Here is a 16,119-nt window from a genome sequence, read left to right as displayed (position 1 = left end):
CACCTTCGCCGAAGCCACCGGGCCACCCGGTCGGCAGACGCCGCCGGTCCAGTACGAGCGCCGCTGACGCGCTACGACGGTCACGCTCCGTCACCGCAACCCGCCCGACGGCCGCCCGCCGTCCCGTACTCCCCGCAAAAAGGCGGGCGTGAAGGATCACACGCGGGGCAACCGGATTTCTGACGAATTTGTGACCTCAGGGGCACTCTTGTGCGAAGCGGCGGGAGTGGCTTTAGGTTGGATCGAAACGCTTCGCCCCGATCCCGGGACGGAGTCCGGTCACGGTCTTCGACAGGAGGATCCGGCCATGCCAACAGACGATGTCACCGACGACGGTTCAGCGCTCAAGGAGGACGACGCCGAGGATCTGCTACGCGGTATAGCGTTCAAGACAGGCCCGCCGCGCACGGTGGGTGTCGAACTCGAATGGCTTGTGCACGATCTGCACGACCCCGAACATCCCGTTCCGACCCGCCGTCTCGAGGAAGCCTTCGACGGTCTGCGCTCATTGCCGCTGCGGTCGGCACTCACCTTCGAACCCGGCGGCCAGTTGGAGCTCAGCTCCCAGCCGGCCGCGTCCCTGATGGAGTGCGTCACCTCCGCCTCCGCCGATCTGGACGTCGTCCGCCCGGCCCTGCGTACGGCCGGACTCGCCCTCTCCGGCATCGGGCAGGACCCGTGGCACTCTCCCCGGCGCATGCTGCGCGCGCCGCGCTACGACGCCATGGAGACCTACCTCGACCGGATCGGGCCTGCGGGCCGGGCGATGATGCGGACGACGGCCTCCGTGCAGGTCTGCCTGGACGCCGGCCACGAGGAACCCGGGCCGCTCGGCTACGGCAGGCGCTGGCAGCTCGCCCACCTGCTCGGCGCCGTGCTCGTCGCCGCGTTCGCCAACTCGCCCATGGAGGGCCGCCGCGACACCGGCTGGCGCTCGCACCGCCAGGCGGTGTGGGCCGCGCTCGACCCGGCCCGTACGAGCGCGCCGGCGGGCGGTGGTGACCCGCGCGCGGCCTGGGCCACGCACGCCCTGGACGCGCCGGTGATGTGCGTACGGGCTCCGGAAGGGCCCTGGGCCATTCCGGCCGAGGGGTTCAGCTTCCGCGACTGGATCCGCACGGGGCTGCCGAGACCACCGGTCAGGGCCGACCTCGACTACCACCTGACGACCCTCTTCCCACCCGTACGGCCGCGCGGCCATCTGGAATTCCGGATGATCGACGCACAGTCCGGGGACGACGGCTGGGTGGTACCGCTCGCTGTCACCACCGCGCTGTTCGACGATCCGGAGGCCGCCGAGACCGTCTACCGAGCGGTCAAGCCGCTCGCCGAGACGGCGGGCGCGCTGCCGGCACCCGGCAACCCCCTGTGGGACAACGCCGCGCGGTACGGCCTGGCCGACCCCGAGCTCCGCTCGGCGGCGGAGGCCTGTTTCGCCACCGCTCTGGAGGCGCTCCCGCGTATCGGCGCGACCGACGCCGTCCAGGACGCCGTCGCCGCCTTCAACGACCGCTACGTCCTGCGAGGCCGATGTCCCGCCGACGACATGTGTGTCCCGGAACCTGAGAAGGATCTCCAGTCATGACCGACCGCCCCACCGAGACTGCCGACAACGGCGACAGTGTCGACATATCGATTCAATCGCTTCCATCAATTCAGGAGTCCGGCACCGAGGATCTCCGGCGCCGGGCCGTCGAGACACTGACGACAGCGCGCGATCGCACCGCCCTGCTCACCTCCTGTGTCGACGACCACGACCTGACGGCGCAGCACTCCCCCCTGATGTCCCCGCTGGTCTGGGACCTGGCCCACATAGGCAATCAGGAGGAGCAGTGGCTGCTGCGCGCCGTCGGGGGCCGCGACGCGATCAGGCCCGAGATCGACTCGATCTACGACGCCTTCGAACACCCCAGGTCGGCGCGGCCCACGCTGCCGCTGCTCCCGCCCGCCGAGGCGCGTACGTACGCCGCCGACGTACGGGGCCGGGTGCTCGACATCATCGAGCGGACCCCGCTGGACGGCGGCGGGCCGCTGCTCGACGCGGGCTTCGCCTTCGGGATGATCGCCCAGCATGAGCAGCAGCACGACGAGACGATGCTCATCACACACCAGTTGCGGCGGGGCCCCGCCGCGCTGACCGCTCCCGAGCCGCCCGCCGGGGACATGACGGGGCTCCCCGCCGAGACCCTGATACCGGCGGGCCGTTTCACGATGGGCACCTCGGCCGAGCCCTGGTCGCTGGACAACGAACGCCCGGCGCACCAGCGGATCCTGCCCGCGTTCCACATCGACACCGTGCCGGTGACCAACGGCGCCTACCAGCGGTTCATCGAGGACGGCGGCTACACGGACGAGCGGTGGTGGGCCCCGGAGGGCTGGGCCCAGATCCGCGAGCACGGGATCGAGGCCCCGCTGTTCTGGCGGCGCGAGGGCGGCCAGTGGCTGCGCCGGCGCTTCGGAACGGTCGAGGCCGTCCCCGCCGACGAGCCGGTGCTCCATGTGAGCTGGTACGAGGCGGACGCGTACGCCCGCTGGGCGGGACGGCGGCTGCCGACCGAGGAGGAGTGGGAGAAGACCGCCCGGCACGACCCGGTGTCGGGGCGCTCGCTGCGCCACCCGTGGGGCGACGAGGACCCCACCCCGGTCCACGCGAACCTCGGCCAGCGCCATCTGCGTCCGGCGCCCGTCGGCAGCTATCCGCGCGGCGCCTCGCCGCTGGGCGTACGGCAGTTGATCGGGGACGTCTGGGAGTGGACGTCGAGCGACTTCCTGCCCTACCCGGGCTTTGTCGCCTTCCCGTACCGCGAGTACTCAGAGGTGTTCTTCGGGAGCGCGCACAAGGTGCTGCGGGGTGGTTCCTTCGCGGTGGACGCGGTGGCCTGCCGCGGCACGTTCCGGAACTGGGACCTGCCGGTCAGGCGCCAGATCTTCTCCGGGTTCCGTACGGCCAGGGATGCCTGATGTGCCGTCATATCGCCCGTGTGGGACCGCCGTTGGCCCTCGGCGAGGCTCTGTCGGCTCCGGAGCACTCGCTCTTCCGGCAGTCGTGGGAACCGCGCCGGCAGCGCTACGGCACCGTCAACGCCGATGGTTTCGGGGTGGGTTGGTACGCGGACGGCGACCCCGTGCCGGCGCGCTACCGGCGGGCCGGGCCCATCTGGGGTGACCTCGGCTTCACCGATCTGGCGCGGGTGATCCGTACGGAGGCGCTGCTCGCCGCCGTACGCGACGCGACGGAGCCGGGGGCCGACGGGGAGGCGGCGGCGGCGCCGTTCGCCGACGGGCCCTGGCTGTTCAGTCACAACGGCGCCGTCAAGGGCTGGCCCGGCACTCTCGCCCCGCTGGCCCAGTCACTTCCCGCCGAAGAGCTGCTCTCGCTGTCGGCCCGCAACGATTCCGCTCTGGTGTGGGCCCTGGTGCTGCACCGGCTGCGGGACGGCGACGGGCTCGGGCAGGCGCTGGCCGACACCGTCACCGAGGTCGCAGCCGCCGCTCCCGGGTCCAGGCTCAATCTGCTGCTGACCGACGGGGGGAGCATCGCGGGGACCGCTTGGGGGGACACGTTCTGGTACCTCGCGGAACCGGGCCTGCACGCCGTGCTGGCCTCGGAACCGTACGACGACGATCCACGCTGGCGCGAGGTGCCCGACCACACCCTGGTCGTGGCGGATCGCGCGGGCGTATCGCTCACCCCCCTCAAGGAGCCACTCGCGTGAGCCAGTTCGAGCTGACCCGTACCCTGCCCGAGGACGCCACCGGCGCCGCGCTGCGCGCCGATGTGCTCCACGGGCTCACCCGAACGCCCAAGATCCTGCCGCCGAAGTGGTTCTACGACGCGCGCGGCAGCGAGTTGTTCGAGGAGATCACCAGACTGGACGAGTACTACCCCACCCGAGCCGAGCGGGAGATCCTGATCGCACGTGCCCCGATGATCGCGGCCGCCACCCGGGCCTCGACCCTGGTCGAACTTGGTTCGGGCTCCTCGGACAAGACCCGTCATCTGCTCGACGCGCTGCCGGGGCTGCACAGTTACGTGCCGGTCGACGTCAGCGGGAGCGCGCTGACCGGCGCCGCCGAAGCGCTGCTCGGTGAACGCCCGGACCTGCGGATCCACGCGCTGATCGCCGACTTCACCGCAGGTCTCGTGCTGCCCGACACACCGGGCCCTCGCCTGGTGGTCTTTCTGGGCGGCACCGTCGGCAATCTGCTGCCCGATGAGCGGTCGGCCTTCCTCACTTCGGTACGGGCGCTGCTGGCGCCCGGGGACGCGCTGCTGCTCGGCACGGACCTGGTGAAGGACGAAGCCGTCCTGGTCAGGGCGTACGACGACGAGGCCGGTGTGACGGCCGAGTTCAACAAGAACGTTCTGTCGGTCATCAACAGGGAACTCGGCGCCGACTTCGACCCCGCCGACTTCGGGCATGTGGCGCTCTGGAACGCGGAACAGGAATGGATCGAGATGCGGCTGCGGGCCCGCAGGGCCCTCACCGCGAAGATCCCCGAACTCGATCTGGTGGTGCACTTCGCGGCCGGTGAAGAGGTGCGTACGGAAGTCTCGGCGAAGTTCCGTCAGGACGGCGTACGGTCCGAACTGGCAGCCGCCGGGATGGAGTTGACGCACTGGTGGACCGATGAGGCCAACCGGTTCGCCCTCTCCCTCGCGACGGCGGTCTGAGCTTCGAGAGCAAGGGAGCGACGGTCGGTGTGGCGCCCGCCTGGGATCAGCGGCAGTACCGTGATCTCCGCCGTGAGCCCGCCGGCCGTCGCGACCCGCCACAGGGATGTGCGCAGTGTGTCCTCCCCCACGAACGCCGGAGCGCCCGAGAGCACACCGGCCGCCGTGCGGTAGGTGATCCGTACGGGCCTGACGTCGGCCTCCGCGTTCAGCGCCGCCTGGAACACGGCCGAGGTGAAGCGGCCCTGCTCGCGCCCGCACCAGGTGCAGCCCTCCGGGAAGACGACCACCCGGGAGCCCTCGGTGAGCGCCGAGGCGAGGGTACGTACCGTCTCCGGCAGCGCGCGCAGCCGCTCGCGCTCCACGAACAGTGTGCCGCCCCGAGCGGCCACGCCGCCCAGCACCGGCCAGTTCCGAATCTCGCTCTTGGCGAGCACCCGGCCCGGAAAGACGGCGGCGATCAGCGGAATGTCGAGCCACGAGACGTGGTTGGCGACGACCAGCACCCCGCTCCTCCGCCGGGGGACGGGAGCTCCCACGACCCGTACACGCAGGCCGAAGGCGCGCAGCAGGGTGCGCGCCCAGCGGCGGGTCAGCCGGTCCCTGAGGCCGCCGCCCAGGAGCGAGACGATCGGCGAGAGCACAACTCCCGCCAGCAGCACGCCGATTCCCGCGAGCAGCCGCGCCCAGGCGGCGGCCGCTCCCGCCACCGGTCCGGCGTGGGTGCCGCAATTGCGTGGTGTGCAGGGCGCGATGGGCAGCCAGATGCTCATCGTGCCGGTGCGAGGGAGAGGAAGTGGCGGAGGTAGCGGGGGTTGGCGCGGCGCATCGACAGCAGGACGTAGAGGTCGGCGCAGTCGAAGTCCGGGTCGTGCGCGGGCGCGCCACAGACCCAGGCGCCGAGCCGCAGATAGCCGCGCAGCAGCGGGGGGAGTTCGGACCTGCTGGCGGCGACGGCGTTGTTGTCGGGGGTCCAGAGCCGGTGCGGGGTGACCCAGTACTCCTCGGGCGCCAGGTGCTTGTCCTTCACGGTCCGCCAGGTCGAGCCGGCCAGCGCGCCGCCGTCGGAGAGCTGGACCGAGCAGCAGCCGGCCAGCCAGTTGTAGCCGCCGTCGGCCATGTAGCGGGCGAGCCCGGCCCAGATCAGACTGATGACGGCGCCCGTACGGTGCCGGGGGTGGACGCAGGAGCGGCCGACCTCGACGAGGTCGTCCCTGATCGGAGCGAGGCGGGAGAGGTCGAACTCGCTGTCGGAGTAGAGCCGTCCGATGGCCCGGGCGCGCTCGGGCGGCAGCAGCCGGTAGGTGCCGACGACCTCGCCGGAGCTCTCCTCCCGTACCAGCAGGTGGTCGCAGTACGCGTCGAAGGCGTCCACGTCGAGGCCGGGCTCGGACCCTTCGAAACCCGGAAGCCTGGCGCCGAGTTCACCGGCGAACACCTGGTGGCGCAGCCGCTGGGCGGCTCGTACGTCCGTCTCGCAGGCGGCGAGGGAGATCACATAGCTGGGAGCGGGAACCGGGAGAGGGGCCGGGAGAGTTATGGGGAGCGGGGCGGGGACGACGGTGGACATGACTGTCTCCAGTGCCGGTAGGGAAGGCAGGCGACCGGCCCGACGCTGAAGCGGCGGCTCGGCACCTTGTTTCTTCCGTGGCCGGCTGGATTTGACATGACCACAGCGCGGAGAGTGGATGTGGGACGGCTGAATGCCCGGGGCCGGTGCCCGGAGGCCCGGCGCGGACGGCTCCCGGGGACCCGCTTCGCACTCCCCCGCACCACGCTGGACAGCCGGCGCCCGTAGTGCGAACGGCCGCCCGGCGTGCTCCGGTCCGGCGGGGCCCGGCGTACGCGGATCAGGCCTACGTGCGTCAGGCGTACGCGGGTGCCGTAAGCGGACGGCGCAGGATATCAGTGACCCTTCGGCCGGACGGTGCGCCGGCCCAGCGCGAACGCCGCTCCCGCGACGCTCACCACTCCCGCTGTCGCGCCGGCGGCGATGGCCTTCCGGTGCTTGATGACGTTCCACGTGGTGGTGGCGGCCGTCGCGGCGCTGCCTGCGGTGGAGACGGCCTTGTCCGCGGTGGAACTCAGGACCTGTCGGCCGCTGTCGACGCCGTGCGCGGCAGCGCTCGCCGTCCGGGTGCCCGCCTTTCTGGCGGCTCCCGCCGCGGCTCCGGTCGCGGCATCCGCCTTGTCCCGTACCGCGGGTACGGACGATGCCGCCTTCGCCGCCGCGCCCGACGTGGCGCTCCGCGCCTTGTCGCCGGTCCCCGCGGTCTTCTTCTGGGCGGCGCCAGCGGCACGTTTGGCCGGCTGCCGCGCCTTGGAGGCCGTCGACTTGACGTTCCGACGCGGCTTTCCACTGCCCTCGGACGATTCGGATTTCTTGCTCTCTTCAGTCATGCGGTTCGTGTTTCCGCTCCCCGCTTCACGAAACCCCGCATTCATTCGTCAGCCGTCGTTCCTGGGCAGCAGAGAACCCAACGGACCGAGATCCAGGTTGAGATCGTCCATGGTCAGTCCGTAGCGGTCGCAGAGTTCGGACATACGGTCCTGGAGAATCATGAGGGTGAGTCCTATGCGCTCCTCCTGATCCTCACTCAGATCTCCTTGGTCCACCCGGTGCAGCGCGGTGCGTTCCATGAGCTGACGCAGCAACTCGACAATCGTCAGGACCAATTTGATCAGGTCCCGCTCCACGGTTTCCGGATCTGTCACGAGGCGCTGTGCGGTATCACGCGGACCGCCCTCGCTGATTCCGGCCGGCACGAGGTCAAAAGCCCGTGCCGCCGCCTGTGCCACCGCGTCGAGGCCGCCTTCGCCAGAGGTATTCCCGGATTCTTCGGACAGCATCATGACCTCCTCACCACGGCGCCGGTTCGTCGGATGTGATCGAGCGGATGACGGCCCGCAGATTGATGTGCACCAGGTCCACATCGGCCACGGAGAGAACAAGGTCCCCGGTGAGCACCGCGCCACCGTTCAGCAGCCGGTCGAGCAGGTCGATGAGGGCGACCTGTCGTCCGGCCAGGGCGCCGCCGCCGTCGGGCTCTTCGGCCGGGCCCGCCCCGTTCACCGTGCCTCCCCGCCCGGCTCGGCCGGCTCGGCCTGCGGCGTCGCGAAGGAGTACGGCGCCCAGGGGCCGGTCAGCTCGATACGTACACCCGGCACGTCGTCGGCCAGCGCGCCCACCGCCGCGTGGAAATCAGCGACCCGGGCGGCGGGCACCAGATAGGCCTCGTTGGCGATGTTCTCACCGGCCGACGCGGCCAGTTCACCCTGTTGCGGCCGGTGCGCCACTCGCGCACGGGCCAGCGCGGCCACCCGGTCCGGCACCTGCGCGGCGACGGCCCCGGCAGCCCGGTAGGCGTCCTGATGGCTGCGCCGCTGGGTCCGCCGCTGCCGCAGGTAGGCGCGGCCCGGGCTGACCGGGGTCGCTTCGGCCTCCGTGCCCTGCCGCTCCGGCTGCGTCACCTCGCGCGGGTCGGCGTACACCTTGACGCCCAGCTCCACATGGCCTTCGAGCCACGAGAGCAGTTCGCCGAAGTCCCGCCGGCGTTCACGCAGCATGTCCCGCACGCGGGCGTCGTCCAGATAGACCGTCGCCAGCCGCATCGGCAGGACTGTGGCGCTGCCATAGGCGGCTTCGACCACCGAGTGGTGCGTGCGAGCGAGCGTTTCCAGCCGCTCGATGTCCTCCATCTGCGCCTTCATCCCCTCGGAGCTGAAGGCGTCGTGCGACACCGAGGACACCAGGGCGAGCAGACCGTCGCCGCTGACCGTGCGCAGCGGCCCCTCTTCGAGGCCCGTCAGCCCGGGCGCCGCCGCTTCGAGCGGCGTACCTGCGCTGCCGATGGCGTAGACGTACGAGATGCCGGGCGCGGCGGCGGGCGGATGGGCGATCACCGTGCCTTCCCCTCGCCGGTCTTTTTCTGGCCGGTCGTCGCCTGGCCGTCGGCGTCCTCCTGGGCGGACCCCACGGGGAGACCCGCCGCCGCCCGCAGTTCGGCCAGTTCGGCGCGCAACTGGGCGTTCTCCACGGCCAGCCGGTCATCGCCGTCCACCTGGTGCGGGACATGTGCCCCGGAGGCGCCCTGTTGGGGTGTCCGGGCCCGGGAGGAGAGGGAGGGGTCGTGCTCCCACCAGTCGATGCCCATTTCCTTCGCCTTGTCCACAGAGGCGACCAGCAGCCGCAGCTTGATCGTCAGCAGCTCGATGTCAAGAAGGTTGATCTTGATGTCGCCCGCGATGACGATGCCCTTGTCCAGGACGCGTTCAAGGATGTCGGCCAGGTTGGCGGAGGACCCTTGCTGGCCGTACGGGGACGCCGCTGCGGAGCCGCCCATACGGCCGGCGAGTGAATCGGACACGTGTTCAGCCTTGTCTGTGCTGTCGGCCTGCGTCAGTGACTGGCCGAGGCGGTACGGCGCCGCGAACGGCGGGCCGGCTGCTCTTCTTCCTCTTCCTCGCCGTCGACGTCGTCCTCGTAGCGGACGTCCTCGTCGTCGGCGGGCTCGGGCTCCGCGTCCTCCTCGTCCCACTCGTCGGCGGGCGCTTCGGTGTCCTCGGCGTCTTCGAGCTCTTCGTCCTCGTCCCGGGGTTCGTCGTCCTCGACGTCCTCTTCGAGGTCGTCGGGGTCGTCGGCCTGCGCCTCCGGGTCGTCCTCGGAGTCCTCCGAGTCCGAGCCTTCCGGCCCGTCGTCGGCCTGCGCCTCTTCCTCCTCGGCGACCGCGTCGTCGTGTTCCACCACGACCTCGCCGTCCCGGATCTCGCCGCGCCACCCGTCGGTCGCCTCACCGCGCATCATGATGAATTTGCGGTACAGCTTGAGGTCGAGCCGGGCCCTGCGACCCTGTGCGCGCCAGATGTTGCCGGTCTTCTCGAACAGCCCCTTGGGGAAGTACTCGAGTACCAGCAGCACCCGCGTCAAGTTGTCGGTGATGCGGTGGAACGTCACCACACCCTTGACCGTGCCCTTCGCGCCCTCCGTGGTCCAGGTGATCCGCTCGTCGGGCACCTGCTCGGTGACGTTCGCCTTCCAGCTCCGGGTGGACTTGGCCACCTTCACCTTCCAGTTGCTGCTGGTGTCGTCCGCCTTGTCGACGCTGACGACGCCCTTGGCGAAGGTGCTGAACTCCTGGAACTGCGTCCACTGGTCGTACGCCTCACGCACCGGGACACCCACGTCGATGTCCTCGACGATGGTCACGCTCTTGGACTTGCCCCCGCCGCCCTTACGGCCCTTGCCGAACATGCCCTTGACCTTCTCCTTGAGGGTGTCCTTGAGATGCGAGGTACCCGCGGAGAGCGCGGCCTGCGCGGGCGACTTGCCTTCTCCCAGTGCCTGGCCGCCCTTGGCGAGGCTCTTCGCGAGGCCGCCGGCCTGGCCGGGGTCGCCGAGCTTGGTGACGCCTTCGCCCAGCTTCTGTCCCAGGCTGGAGACGGTGTGCTGGGCACGGGCCCGGAGGTAGTTCTGCAGCTCTTCCTTGAGCCGGTCGGTGGCCGGATTGTTCACGACCTCGTCCTTCAGCTTGCCGAAAGTGGAGTCAGGCATCGCTGCCTCCGCTGTTCTTGGTGCCGCGCGTGGTGTTCTTGCGCGCGCCGGAGGTGGTCTTGCGCGCCGCGGAGGTCGTCTTACGGGCAGTGCCCGAAGCGCTCCGGCGGGCAGCGGGGCGTCCGGTGCCGCCGGACTTCTTCGCAGCCGGCTTACGGCGCCGCTGCGGCTCCTCGTCCGTACTCTCGCTGTCCTCGGCGTCCCGGTCCTCGGCGTCCCGGTCGTCGTCCTCCGCGTCCTCGTCGTCCACGTCCTCGTCGCGTGTGCCGCGGCTGTCCGGGTCGTCGAGGAACGCGCTGCGCTCATGCAGGGAGTCGGCCAGGCCGCTCGCCCGCTTGCTCAGCGCCGAGGTGGCGGCGGACTTCGTGGCCTCCACCAGTTCCTTGCGCACCTGCGTGTTGAGGGAGCCGATGACCGGCGAATTGGCGACGAGCTTGCCCAGCTTCGCCGGGTCCAGACTCAGTTTCTTGCCGGCCAGGAACATACCGAGGCCGATCGCCATTTTCGCTTTCTTCGTACGTCCCAACAGATAGCCGCCTACCACGGCCGCTGCTATCTTTCCGTTGTCCGTCATCTCCAGCACACCTCAATCTCCTTGAGAATCATGAATTGTTCCGCAACCGCCGCTGATGTGCCTCAAGCCATTCCAGCCTGTCCAGCAGATCGTTCTCACGGCGGTCGAATTCCTCTTCGCCGATACGGCCGCCGAGGAGGTCTTTCTCCAACTCGGCCAGCTCCGCGCGTACGGGCTCCGGGTCGTAGTACTCCCGCTCCGCCGTGTCCAGCACCTGCTCGATGACCCAGGCCGTGCCGCGCAGCGGGGCCAGCGGGACGGTCAGGATGCCTGTGATGAGACCCATGACCGGGTCCTCCACTCCGTCGGGTGGGCTCAGATCCGTCGGTGGGCTCAGACGAAGCTGTAGGGCGGCAGCGGCCCGTTGAGTGCCAGCGTGTAGGTGTCGCCCCGTCGCTCGGCCTCTTCGTCGACGGCCTGTGAGAAGGCCGCTGTCTTGTCGCGCTCCACCAGGAAGGAAACGTTCAGGAAGTGCGTCTTGGTCGGCTCACCGACCGCGACGCGGACAGCGGCCGGCGTGAGCGTGGCCACCAGGTCCCTGCTGTCGTTCTCCTGACGGGCCCGCACCTCGTTCGAGATCAGCTCGCCGAGCGCCACCTTCTGGTCGTGGGCGCCCGAGTCCTGGCGGGTGCGCTCGTTCAGCTCCCGTACCTGGTCGGACTCGGTGACGATCTCCATCAGGAGGTCCTGCTCGTCGCGGGCGACCTTGAGGTTGTACTCCAGACACCCGTCGATCTCCTGGAGGCGGTCGAGGTAGGTGTCGTGCTGCTGTTCCAGTACGGCGACCACCTGGTCGTCGTCCGGACCCACCAGGCCGAACCGCATCGGCAGTGCCGCGCCGTCCGTCAACAGCCCCTCCAGCACACTCTGGTGAGCCACCAGGTCCCGGCGTTTGGCCCTGAGGTCCGGCGGCGCGTCACTGACGACGGCGCTGAGCGTCTTGGTCTTGACGACGCGGAGTTTCGAGGCCGGGTCGCCGATCCCGCTGATGCCGTCCAGGCGGAGCGGGTGGTCGGCCGCTGTGATGGCGTAGATGTACGTGGACATGGGCTAGTCCTCTCGGCGGCTGGAGCTACGACGGCTGCTGCTGGAGGTGGACTTGCGCGCGGGGCGCTCCTCCTTCTCCTTCTCCTCCGGCTCCTCACGGCCTCGCTGGAAGGAATCGCTGAACGCCTCGACGGCACCCGTCAGCGCTCCTTTCGACTTTCCCTTGGAGCCGTTCTCGGTCATCTCACCGACGAGGTCGGTGAGCTTGCTCGGAGCCTTGCGGCCGGACTCCAGGTCCAGTCGGTTGCAGGCTTCGGCGAATCGCAGATAGGTGTCGACGCTGGCCACCACGACACGAACGTCGATCTTGAGTATCTCGATACCGACAAGGGAGACCCGGACGAAGGCGTCGATGACGAGGCCTCGATCCAGAATGAGCTCCAGAACGTCGTAGAGGTTTCCCGAGCCGCTTCCGTTGCCGGAAGAACTGGTCTGCTGGACAACACTCATGATCTAGCTTCCTCTCCGATGGGAGATTTTTCGTGATCGGTGTCTGCTCGCAGATACCGATTTCTTTTCGGTCAGCTGTCGATCTGCCCCCTCGCGTATCGGCGAATCCGCTCGTACCCGATGAGTTGGCCCTGTCCGTCGAGCGAGACGCTGTACGAAGCCATGACGCTCGCGGTGTCCGGGACTTTCTCGACCTCCACGACTTCCACGTGCGCGGACCAGCCTTCGCCCGTCGCCTTCAGGGCCGATACGGAACTGGGCTCCAGGCGCAGCAGTTCCGCCAACTGACCGGCCGCGCGGCGCATTGCCGTAGGGGCGTCAATACGCTTGTGGCCGCTCTTTGTGCTCTCGCCACTGTTACCGCTCGTACTGCCGTCGCTGTTACCGCTGTTGGTCGCTGCCATGATCCCGCCTGTCGCGCGTCGTAAGTACATGTCGGGCGAAGTCTGTTCAGCCGCTCGTTCGCGGCTGAAGGGCGCGTTCCCCTCGGATGCGAACGTATGCATCACGCTCTTGGCAGCTCTTATGCCGGATGCCGGAAGCCCTATTGGCGGACAACTCCGGGGCACGGCGCATAGCCAGGTCGCGGCTGTATCAGCGACCTGGGAGGGCGGCTTCTGTCAGCTCCGTCACATCACGGCCCGGGTGCATCACGTCGCGGGCACACCACGGTGCGGCCGCGCGATGTCGCGGCCGCACGGGATGCGCGAGGAGGGGATACGTAAGGAGCGAGTGCGTCCTGGCAGCGGGCGCGCCGATGGCGCCCCGGGGACCGCGCGGGGGTCGGCTTCCCGGTGAGGGGGTGAGGTCGGGTCGGGCAGGCGGGCCGGGTCAGGCCGGCCGGTGTCAGCCGTCGGTCAGCGCGGCAGTGATGCTCTCGGAAGCCGCCTTGGCGGCCGGCTTCGGGTCCTGTCCCTCAAGGACAGCCGTCATGTAGGGCTTGATCGGGTTCTTCGCCTCGACCTCGGCCCACTGTGGGGAGTTGGGGGTGGCACGGCCCCGCGCCGCGCCCTTCGCCATCGCCGCCGTGCTCGCCTCGCGCTCGACGACTCCGGCGAGGGATGCCTTGTTGGGCACGTAACTCATGGTCCTGGCGAGGTCCGTCTGCCATTTCTTGCCGGCCAGCGCCTCGACCACAGCCACCGCCGCCGAGTGGTGGTCGGAGTTCTCAGGGACGATGAGGTCGGAGCCGCCGGTGAAGACCGCACCAGGCTTGTCGGCGGTCTTGCCGGGCACCGGGAAGAAGCCGAGCCGGCCCTTCAGATCGGGGTTCTCCTGCTCGATGATCTTCGCCGAGCTGGGGGTGGAGATGATCTGGGCGACATCGCCCTTGGCGAAGACGTCGGCCTGCGGCGGCTTGGCCTCGTCGGAGTCCTTCGGGCCATTGCCGAGTGACTGGAGCTGCTTGTAGAAGGCCATGCCCCTGAGCGCGGCGGGTGAGTCGAGTTCGCCCTGCCAGTCGGCGCCGTTCTCGACGGCCAGGTCGCCGCCCTCGTCCCAGATGAAGCCCGCGAGGCTGTACCAGTCCTGACCGGAGAGATAAATGCCTTGGTTATCACCGTGGTTGAGGGCTTCGGTGTCGGCGAGCCACTGCTCGCGGTTCTTCGGTGTCTGCTTGATCCCCTGGAGCGCGAACAGGTCCTTGTTGTAGATCACGACCCGGTTGGCCGCGTACCAGGGGATGCCGAACTGCGCGCCGTCGACACTGCCCGGCTGGGCGAGGCCGGGCAGCCACTCCTCGCTGCCGAGGTCCCGTACCGACTCCAGGGTCAGATCGCGCAGGTTCCCGCTCTCCGCGTACTGCGCGACCTGGGTGTTGCCGACCTCGATGATGTCCGGCGCGTTGTCGCCGGCGAGCGCGGCCGTCACCTTCTCGCCGATGCCGGTCCACTCCTGGATCTTGACGTCGAGCGTGACCGAGGGGTTCTGCTTCTCGTACGTGCTGACGAATCTGTGCAGGAAGTCGTCCGACACACTGTCCTTCATCAGCCAGACGGTGATCGTCTGCTTGCCCTCGTCCCCGCCTGGCAGCATGCCGCAGCCTGTGAGCGCGAAGGAGGACGCGAGGGCCACGATGCAGACAAGGTGACGGTTCTTCACGTAGGTCACTTTCTGGTGCGGGGGACACGAGAAGGCCCGACGTGGGGGACGCGAACAGTTCGTTCGCACGGGTGCCTGGAAGTTTGGTATGTACCAATGAGTCGGTCAACCCCTTGGCCCATACCTTCTGTTCAGGACAGCAGATGCGGGGCGTACGACCGGACCGCTTCCAGCACTTGACGCTTCGACGGATTCACCATCGGCCGGCCGGCCACGGTGACGGTCGGCACCGTCTCGTTCCCGTCGGCGACCGTCCGTACGAACGCGGCGGCCGCCGGGTCCCGCCAGATGTTGATCTTGGTGCGGGGCAGTCGTGTGAAGAGCAGCCGCAGCCGAAGCTTCATGCAGTACACGCAGCCGGGCCGCCAGTAGACGACCACACCGTCCTGGTTCTCGCTCATGGTTCTTCCCCCTGTTGTCCGTGCTGCGTCCATGCGTCCGCGCGTCCGCTGTGCGCGTACGTGTGCGACTGAGCGTAGACGACAGGTCTCCGGGCGTCCCCGGGCCCGTCGCGCTCGTACGCGGGCCGATCTGTCGCGCGCCGGCGGGGCGTAGGGCACCGTGGAGTGGGTACGCGGGACCGTCCAAGCACACCGGAGAAGGAGAGCCGTCCGATGACGAATCACACGTACCGGGTCACCGAGATCGTCGGCACGTCACACGTGGGCGTCGACGATGCCATCCGCAACGGCGTGGCGCGCGCCGGGGAGACGCTGCGGGGCCTCGACTGGTTCGAGGTGACGGAGGTCAGGGGGCATATCGAGGACGGCGACATCGAGCACTTCCAGGTCGGGCTGAAGGTCGGATTCCGCCTGGACACCGCCGAGGCGTGAACGACGGGCCCTCCGGGGCCCAGGCGTGAACGGACGGGCCCTCCAAGCCCCCGGGCCCTCAGGTAGGGCTCAGGTGCGGCCCTCGCGCTCCTGGGCGTCCTTGAGAGCCGCCGACGTACTGGCCCAGTGGGCCCGTACGACCCGGAAACCGGCCCGCCGGGCCGCGTCGCAGACCAGTTCGTCGTCATCGACGAGCATCCGCACCTCACGCGTGGCCGCCAGCTCCCGCAGGACCTCCAGCTTGGTGGTGCGCGCGGGACGCCGGTCGCTGTCGGCGCGCATCCGCAGCCGCCCCTCGGGCAGCCCGTGCGCGGACAGCCAGGCCAGCGTGTCGTTGCGGCAGCGTTCCGGGCGGCCCGTGAGGTAGAGGACCTCGCACTCCTCGGCGGCCTCGACGGCCATCCGTACGCCCTCGGCGAGCGGTGTGTCACGGTGGGCGGCGCCGAAGAAGCCGTTCCAGTCGCGGGGCTTGCGCTCCAGGAAGTGCTGCCGGTGCCCCGTCTCGGCGAGAGTCCCGTCGAGGTCGAAAATTGCCAGCGGCCTGCTGCCGCCCGGCACGCCTTTGTCGGCCCCGCGCTTGTTGGTCCCGCCCTTGTCCGTCACACCATCAGCCTAGGTTGTGCGTGCGGAATACCGCTTGGCGCGCGGCCGGTCCAGCCGTACAACTGGGAGGCGGGCGTCGGTAGATTGGCGTGGCCACCCACCTGCCGGTCGGATGTCGGCGCGCGTGCGTGCCGGTCCCTATCAGAGAAAAACTGACTGCTCCGAAAACAGCGGACCGCACGAGACTCTCACCCCGAACCGCCGGTCGTCGCGGCCGAGATGGCTCGCGAACACCACGCTCGCCGCACTGGCACTCCCCGGCGCCCCGGCCTTCGGGGGTTCGGGC

The 16,119-nt window shown here is 69.5% G+C and carries 21 protein-coding genes; 5 read left to right on the top strand and 16 right to left on the bottom strand.

Going from position 1 to position 16,119, the window contains the following annotated elements; translation table 11 throughout:
- The first annotated feature begins 307 nt into the window (after positions 1-307).
- From egtA to egtD, 4 genes are read left to right on the top strand one after another with little or no spacing between them, the layout of a single operon-like run.
- The gene (gene egtA / locus QR77_RS37450; protein ID WP_040026436.1) at positions 308-1,585 is read left to right on the top strand and encodes an ergothioneine biosynthesis glutamate--cysteine ligase EgtA; all 1,278 of its coding nucleotides are present in this window, start codon (positions 308-310) and stop codon (positions 1,583-1,585) included.
- Entirely contained in the window at positions 1,582-2,961 is a 1,380-nt protein-coding gene (gene egtB, locus QR77_RS37445; protein ID WP_078877629.1) for an ergothioneine biosynthesis protein EgtB, read from the top strand. Before egtA ends, egtB begins: the two co-directional genes overlap by 4 nt.
- Positions 2,961-3,716, top strand: a complete 756-nt coding sequence (egtC, locus tag QR77_RS37440; RefSeq protein ID WP_040026434.1) for an ergothioneine biosynthesis protein EgtC — start codon at positions 2,961-2,963, stop codon at positions 3,714-3,716. The genes egtB and egtC overlap by 1 nt, the downstream gene beginning before the upstream one ends.
- Entirely contained in the window at positions 3,713-4,675 is a 963-nt protein-coding gene (gene egtD, locus QR77_RS37435) for an L-histidine N(alpha)-methyltransferase (RefSeq protein ID WP_040026432.1), read from the top strand. The genes egtC and egtD overlap by 4 nt, the downstream gene beginning before the upstream one ends.
- Here the strand turns inward: egtD and QR77_RS37430 are convergent.
- The 15 genes from QR77_RS37430 to QR77_RS37360 form a co-directional block, all read right to left on the bottom strand.
- Entirely contained in the window at positions 4,570-5,448 is an 879-nt protein-coding gene (locus QR77_RS37430) for a lysophospholipid acyltransferase family protein (protein WP_040026431.1), read from the bottom strand. The two genes, egtD and QR77_RS37430, sit on opposite strands and share 106 nt — an antisense overlap.
- Positions 5,445-6,245, bottom strand: coding sequence for a GNAT family N-acyltransferase (locus QR77_RS37425; RefSeq protein ID WP_052489355.1), 801 nt, complete (start codon positions 6,243-6,245; stop codon positions 5,445-5,447). The genes QR77_RS37430 and QR77_RS37425 overlap by 4 nt, the downstream gene beginning before the upstream one ends.
- 335 nt (positions 6,246-6,580) lie before the next feature.
- Positions 6,581-7,075: a hypothetical protein gene (locus tag QR77_RS37420; RefSeq protein ID WP_052489354.1), complete on the bottom strand. Its 495-nt coding sequence runs from the start codon at positions 7,073-7,075 to the stop codon at positions 6,581-6,583.
- A gap of 48 nt (positions 7,076-7,123) precedes the next feature.
- The gene (locus QR77_RS37415; RefSeq protein ID WP_107069030.1) at positions 7,124-7,528 is read right to left on the bottom strand and encodes a gas vesicle protein K; all 405 of its coding nucleotides are present in this window, start codon (positions 7,526-7,528) and stop codon (positions 7,124-7,126) included.
- A gap of 7 nt (positions 7,529-7,535) precedes the next feature.
- Positions 7,536-7,748 (bottom strand): gas vesicle protein, encoded by a 213-nt coding sequence (locus QR77_RS37410; protein WP_040026430.1) that lies wholly within the window; start codon positions 7,746-7,748, stop codon positions 7,536-7,538.
- A complete protein-coding gene (locus QR77_RS37405; RefSeq protein WP_052489353.1) occupies positions 7,745-8,578 on the bottom strand; it encodes a GvpL/GvpF family gas vesicle protein in 834 nt (277 codons plus the stop codon). Before QR77_RS37405 ends, QR77_RS37410 begins: the two co-directional genes overlap by 4 nt.
- Positions 8,575-9,042 (bottom strand): gas vesicle protein, encoded by a 468-nt coding sequence (locus QR77_RS37400; RefSeq protein WP_040026429.1) that lies wholly within the window; start codon positions 9,040-9,042, stop codon positions 8,575-8,577. Before QR77_RS37400 ends, QR77_RS37405 begins: the two co-directional genes overlap by 4 nt.
- Positions 9,043-9,074: 32 nt before the next feature.
- Positions 9,075-10,226, bottom strand: a complete 1,152-nt coding sequence (locus QR77_RS37395; RefSeq protein ID WP_040026427.1) for an SRPBCC family protein — start codon at positions 10,224-10,226, stop codon at positions 9,075-9,077.
- On the bottom strand, positions 10,219-10,800 hold the full coding sequence (locus QR77_RS47170) for a hypothetical protein (RefSeq protein ID WP_052489814.1): 582 nt from the start codon (positions 10,798-10,800) through the stop codon (positions 10,219-10,221). Before QR77_RS47170 ends, QR77_RS37395 begins: the two co-directional genes overlap by 8 nt.
- 28 nt (positions 10,801-10,828) lie before the next feature.
- The gene (locus tag QR77_RS37385; protein WP_040029324.1) at positions 10,829-11,086 is read right to left on the bottom strand and encodes a gas vesicle protein GvpG; all 258 of its coding nucleotides are present in this window, start codon (positions 11,084-11,086) and stop codon (positions 10,829-10,831) included.
- A gap of 47 nt (positions 11,087-11,133) precedes the next feature.
- Positions 11,134-11,847 carry a GvpL/GvpF family gas vesicle protein gene (locus QR77_RS37380; protein WP_040026426.1) on the bottom strand — a complete coding sequence of 238 codons (714 nt, stop codon included), beginning with the start codon at positions 11,845-11,847 and terminating at the stop codon, positions 11,134-11,136.
- 3 nt (positions 11,848-11,850) lie between these two features.
- Entirely contained in the window at positions 11,851-12,297 is a 447-nt protein-coding gene (locus QR77_RS37375) for a gas vesicle structural protein GvpA (RefSeq protein ID WP_040026425.1), read from the bottom strand.
- A gap of 71 nt (positions 12,298-12,368) precedes the next feature.
- On the bottom strand, positions 12,369-12,701 hold the full coding sequence (locus QR77_RS37370) for a gas vesicle protein (RefSeq protein ID WP_078877938.1): 333 nt from the start codon (positions 12,699-12,701) through the stop codon (positions 12,369-12,371).
- Positions 12,702-13,143: 442 nt separating this feature from the next.
- The gene (locus tag QR77_RS37365) at positions 13,144-14,397 is read right to left on the bottom strand and encodes an extracellular solute-binding protein (RefSeq protein WP_040029323.1); all 1,254 of its coding nucleotides are present in this window, start codon (positions 14,395-14,397) and stop codon (positions 13,144-13,146) included.
- 131 nt (positions 14,398-14,528) lie between these two features.
- Positions 14,529-14,798 (bottom strand): glutaredoxin domain-containing protein, encoded by a 270-nt coding sequence (locus tag QR77_RS37360; protein ID WP_040026423.1) that lies wholly within the window; start codon positions 14,796-14,798, stop codon positions 14,529-14,531.
- A 213-nt stretch (positions 14,799-15,011) separates the two neighbouring features.
- Between QR77_RS37360 and QR77_RS37355 the strand changes: the two genes are divergently transcribed.
- Complete coding sequence (locus QR77_RS37355; protein ID WP_040026421.1) at positions 15,012-15,230, top strand: dodecin; 219 nt, start codon at positions 15,012-15,014, stop codon at positions 15,228-15,230.
- A 69-nt stretch (positions 15,231-15,299) separates the two neighbouring features.
- Here QR77_RS37355 and QR77_RS37350 read toward each other — a convergent pair whose 3' ends face one another.
- Complete coding sequence (locus QR77_RS37350; protein ID WP_040029322.1) at positions 15,300-15,788, bottom strand: nucleotidase; 489 nt, start codon at positions 15,786-15,788, stop codon at positions 15,300-15,302.
- Positions 15,789-16,119 lie beyond the last annotated feature (331 nt).

Source organism: Streptomyces sp. 150FB (assembly GCF_000818195.1).
Classification (GTDB): Bacteria; Actinomycetota; Actinomycetes; order Streptomycetales; family Streptomycetaceae; genus Streptomyces.
Note: the sequence above shows the minus strand (reverse complement) of the source record. Positions and strands in the feature narration are given on the sequence as shown.

Coding starts and splice junctions, on each gene's coding strand:
- egtA (WP_040026436.1), top strand. CDS start 308: ATGCCAACAGACGATGTCACCGACGACGGTTCAGCGCTCAAGGAGGAC.
- egtB (WP_078877629.1), top strand. CDS start 1,582: ATGACCGACCGCCCCACCGAGACTGCCGACAACGGCGACAGTGTCGAC.
- egtC (WP_040026434.1), top strand. CDS start 2,961: ATGTGCCGTCATATCGCCCGTGTGGGACCGCCGTTGGCCCTCGGCGAG.
- QR77_RS37430 (WP_040026431.1), bottom strand. CDS start 5,448: ATGAGCATCTGGCTGCCCATCGCGCCCTGCACACCACGCAATTGCGGC.
- QR77_RS37425 (WP_052489355.1), bottom strand. CDS start 6,245: ATGTCCACCGTCGTCCCCGCCCCGCTCCCCATAACTCTCCCGGCCCCT.
- QR77_RS37420 (WP_052489354.1), bottom strand. CDS start 7,075: ATGACTGAAGAGAGCAAGAAATCCGAATCGTCCGAGGGCAGTGGAAAG.
- QR77_RS37415 (WP_107069030.1), bottom strand. CDS start 7,528: ATGATGCTGTCCGAAGAATCCGGGAATACCTCTGGCGAAGGCGGCCTC.
- QR77_RS37395 (WP_040026427.1), bottom strand. CDS start 10,226: ATGCCTGACTCCACTTTCGGCAAGCTGAAGGACGAGGTCGTGAACAAT.
- QR77_RS47170 (WP_052489814.1), bottom strand. CDS start 10,800: ATGACGGACAACGGAAAGATAGCAGCGGCCGTGGTAGGCGGCTATCTG.
- QR77_RS37385 (WP_040029324.1), bottom strand. CDS start 11,086: ATGGGTCTCATCACAGGCATCCTGACCGTCCCGCTGGCCCCGCTGCGC.
- QR77_RS37380 (WP_040026426.1), bottom strand. CDS start 11,847: ATGTCCACGTACATCTACGCCATCACAGCGGCCGACCACCCGCTCCGC.
- QR77_RS37375 (WP_040026425.1), bottom strand. CDS start 12,297: ATGAGTGTTGTCCAGCAGACCAGTTCTTCCGGCAACGGAAGCGGCTCG.
- QR77_RS37370 (WP_078877938.1), bottom strand. CDS start 12,701: ATGGCAGCGACCAACAGCGGTAACAGCGACGGCAGTACGAGCGGTAAC.
- QR77_RS37360 (WP_040026423.1), bottom strand. CDS start 14,798: ATGAGCGAGAACCAGGACGGTGTGGTCGTCTACTGGCGGCCCGGCTGC.
- QR77_RS37355 (WP_040026421.1), top strand. CDS start 15,012: ATGACGAATCACACGTACCGGGTCACCGAGATCGTCGGCACGTCACAC.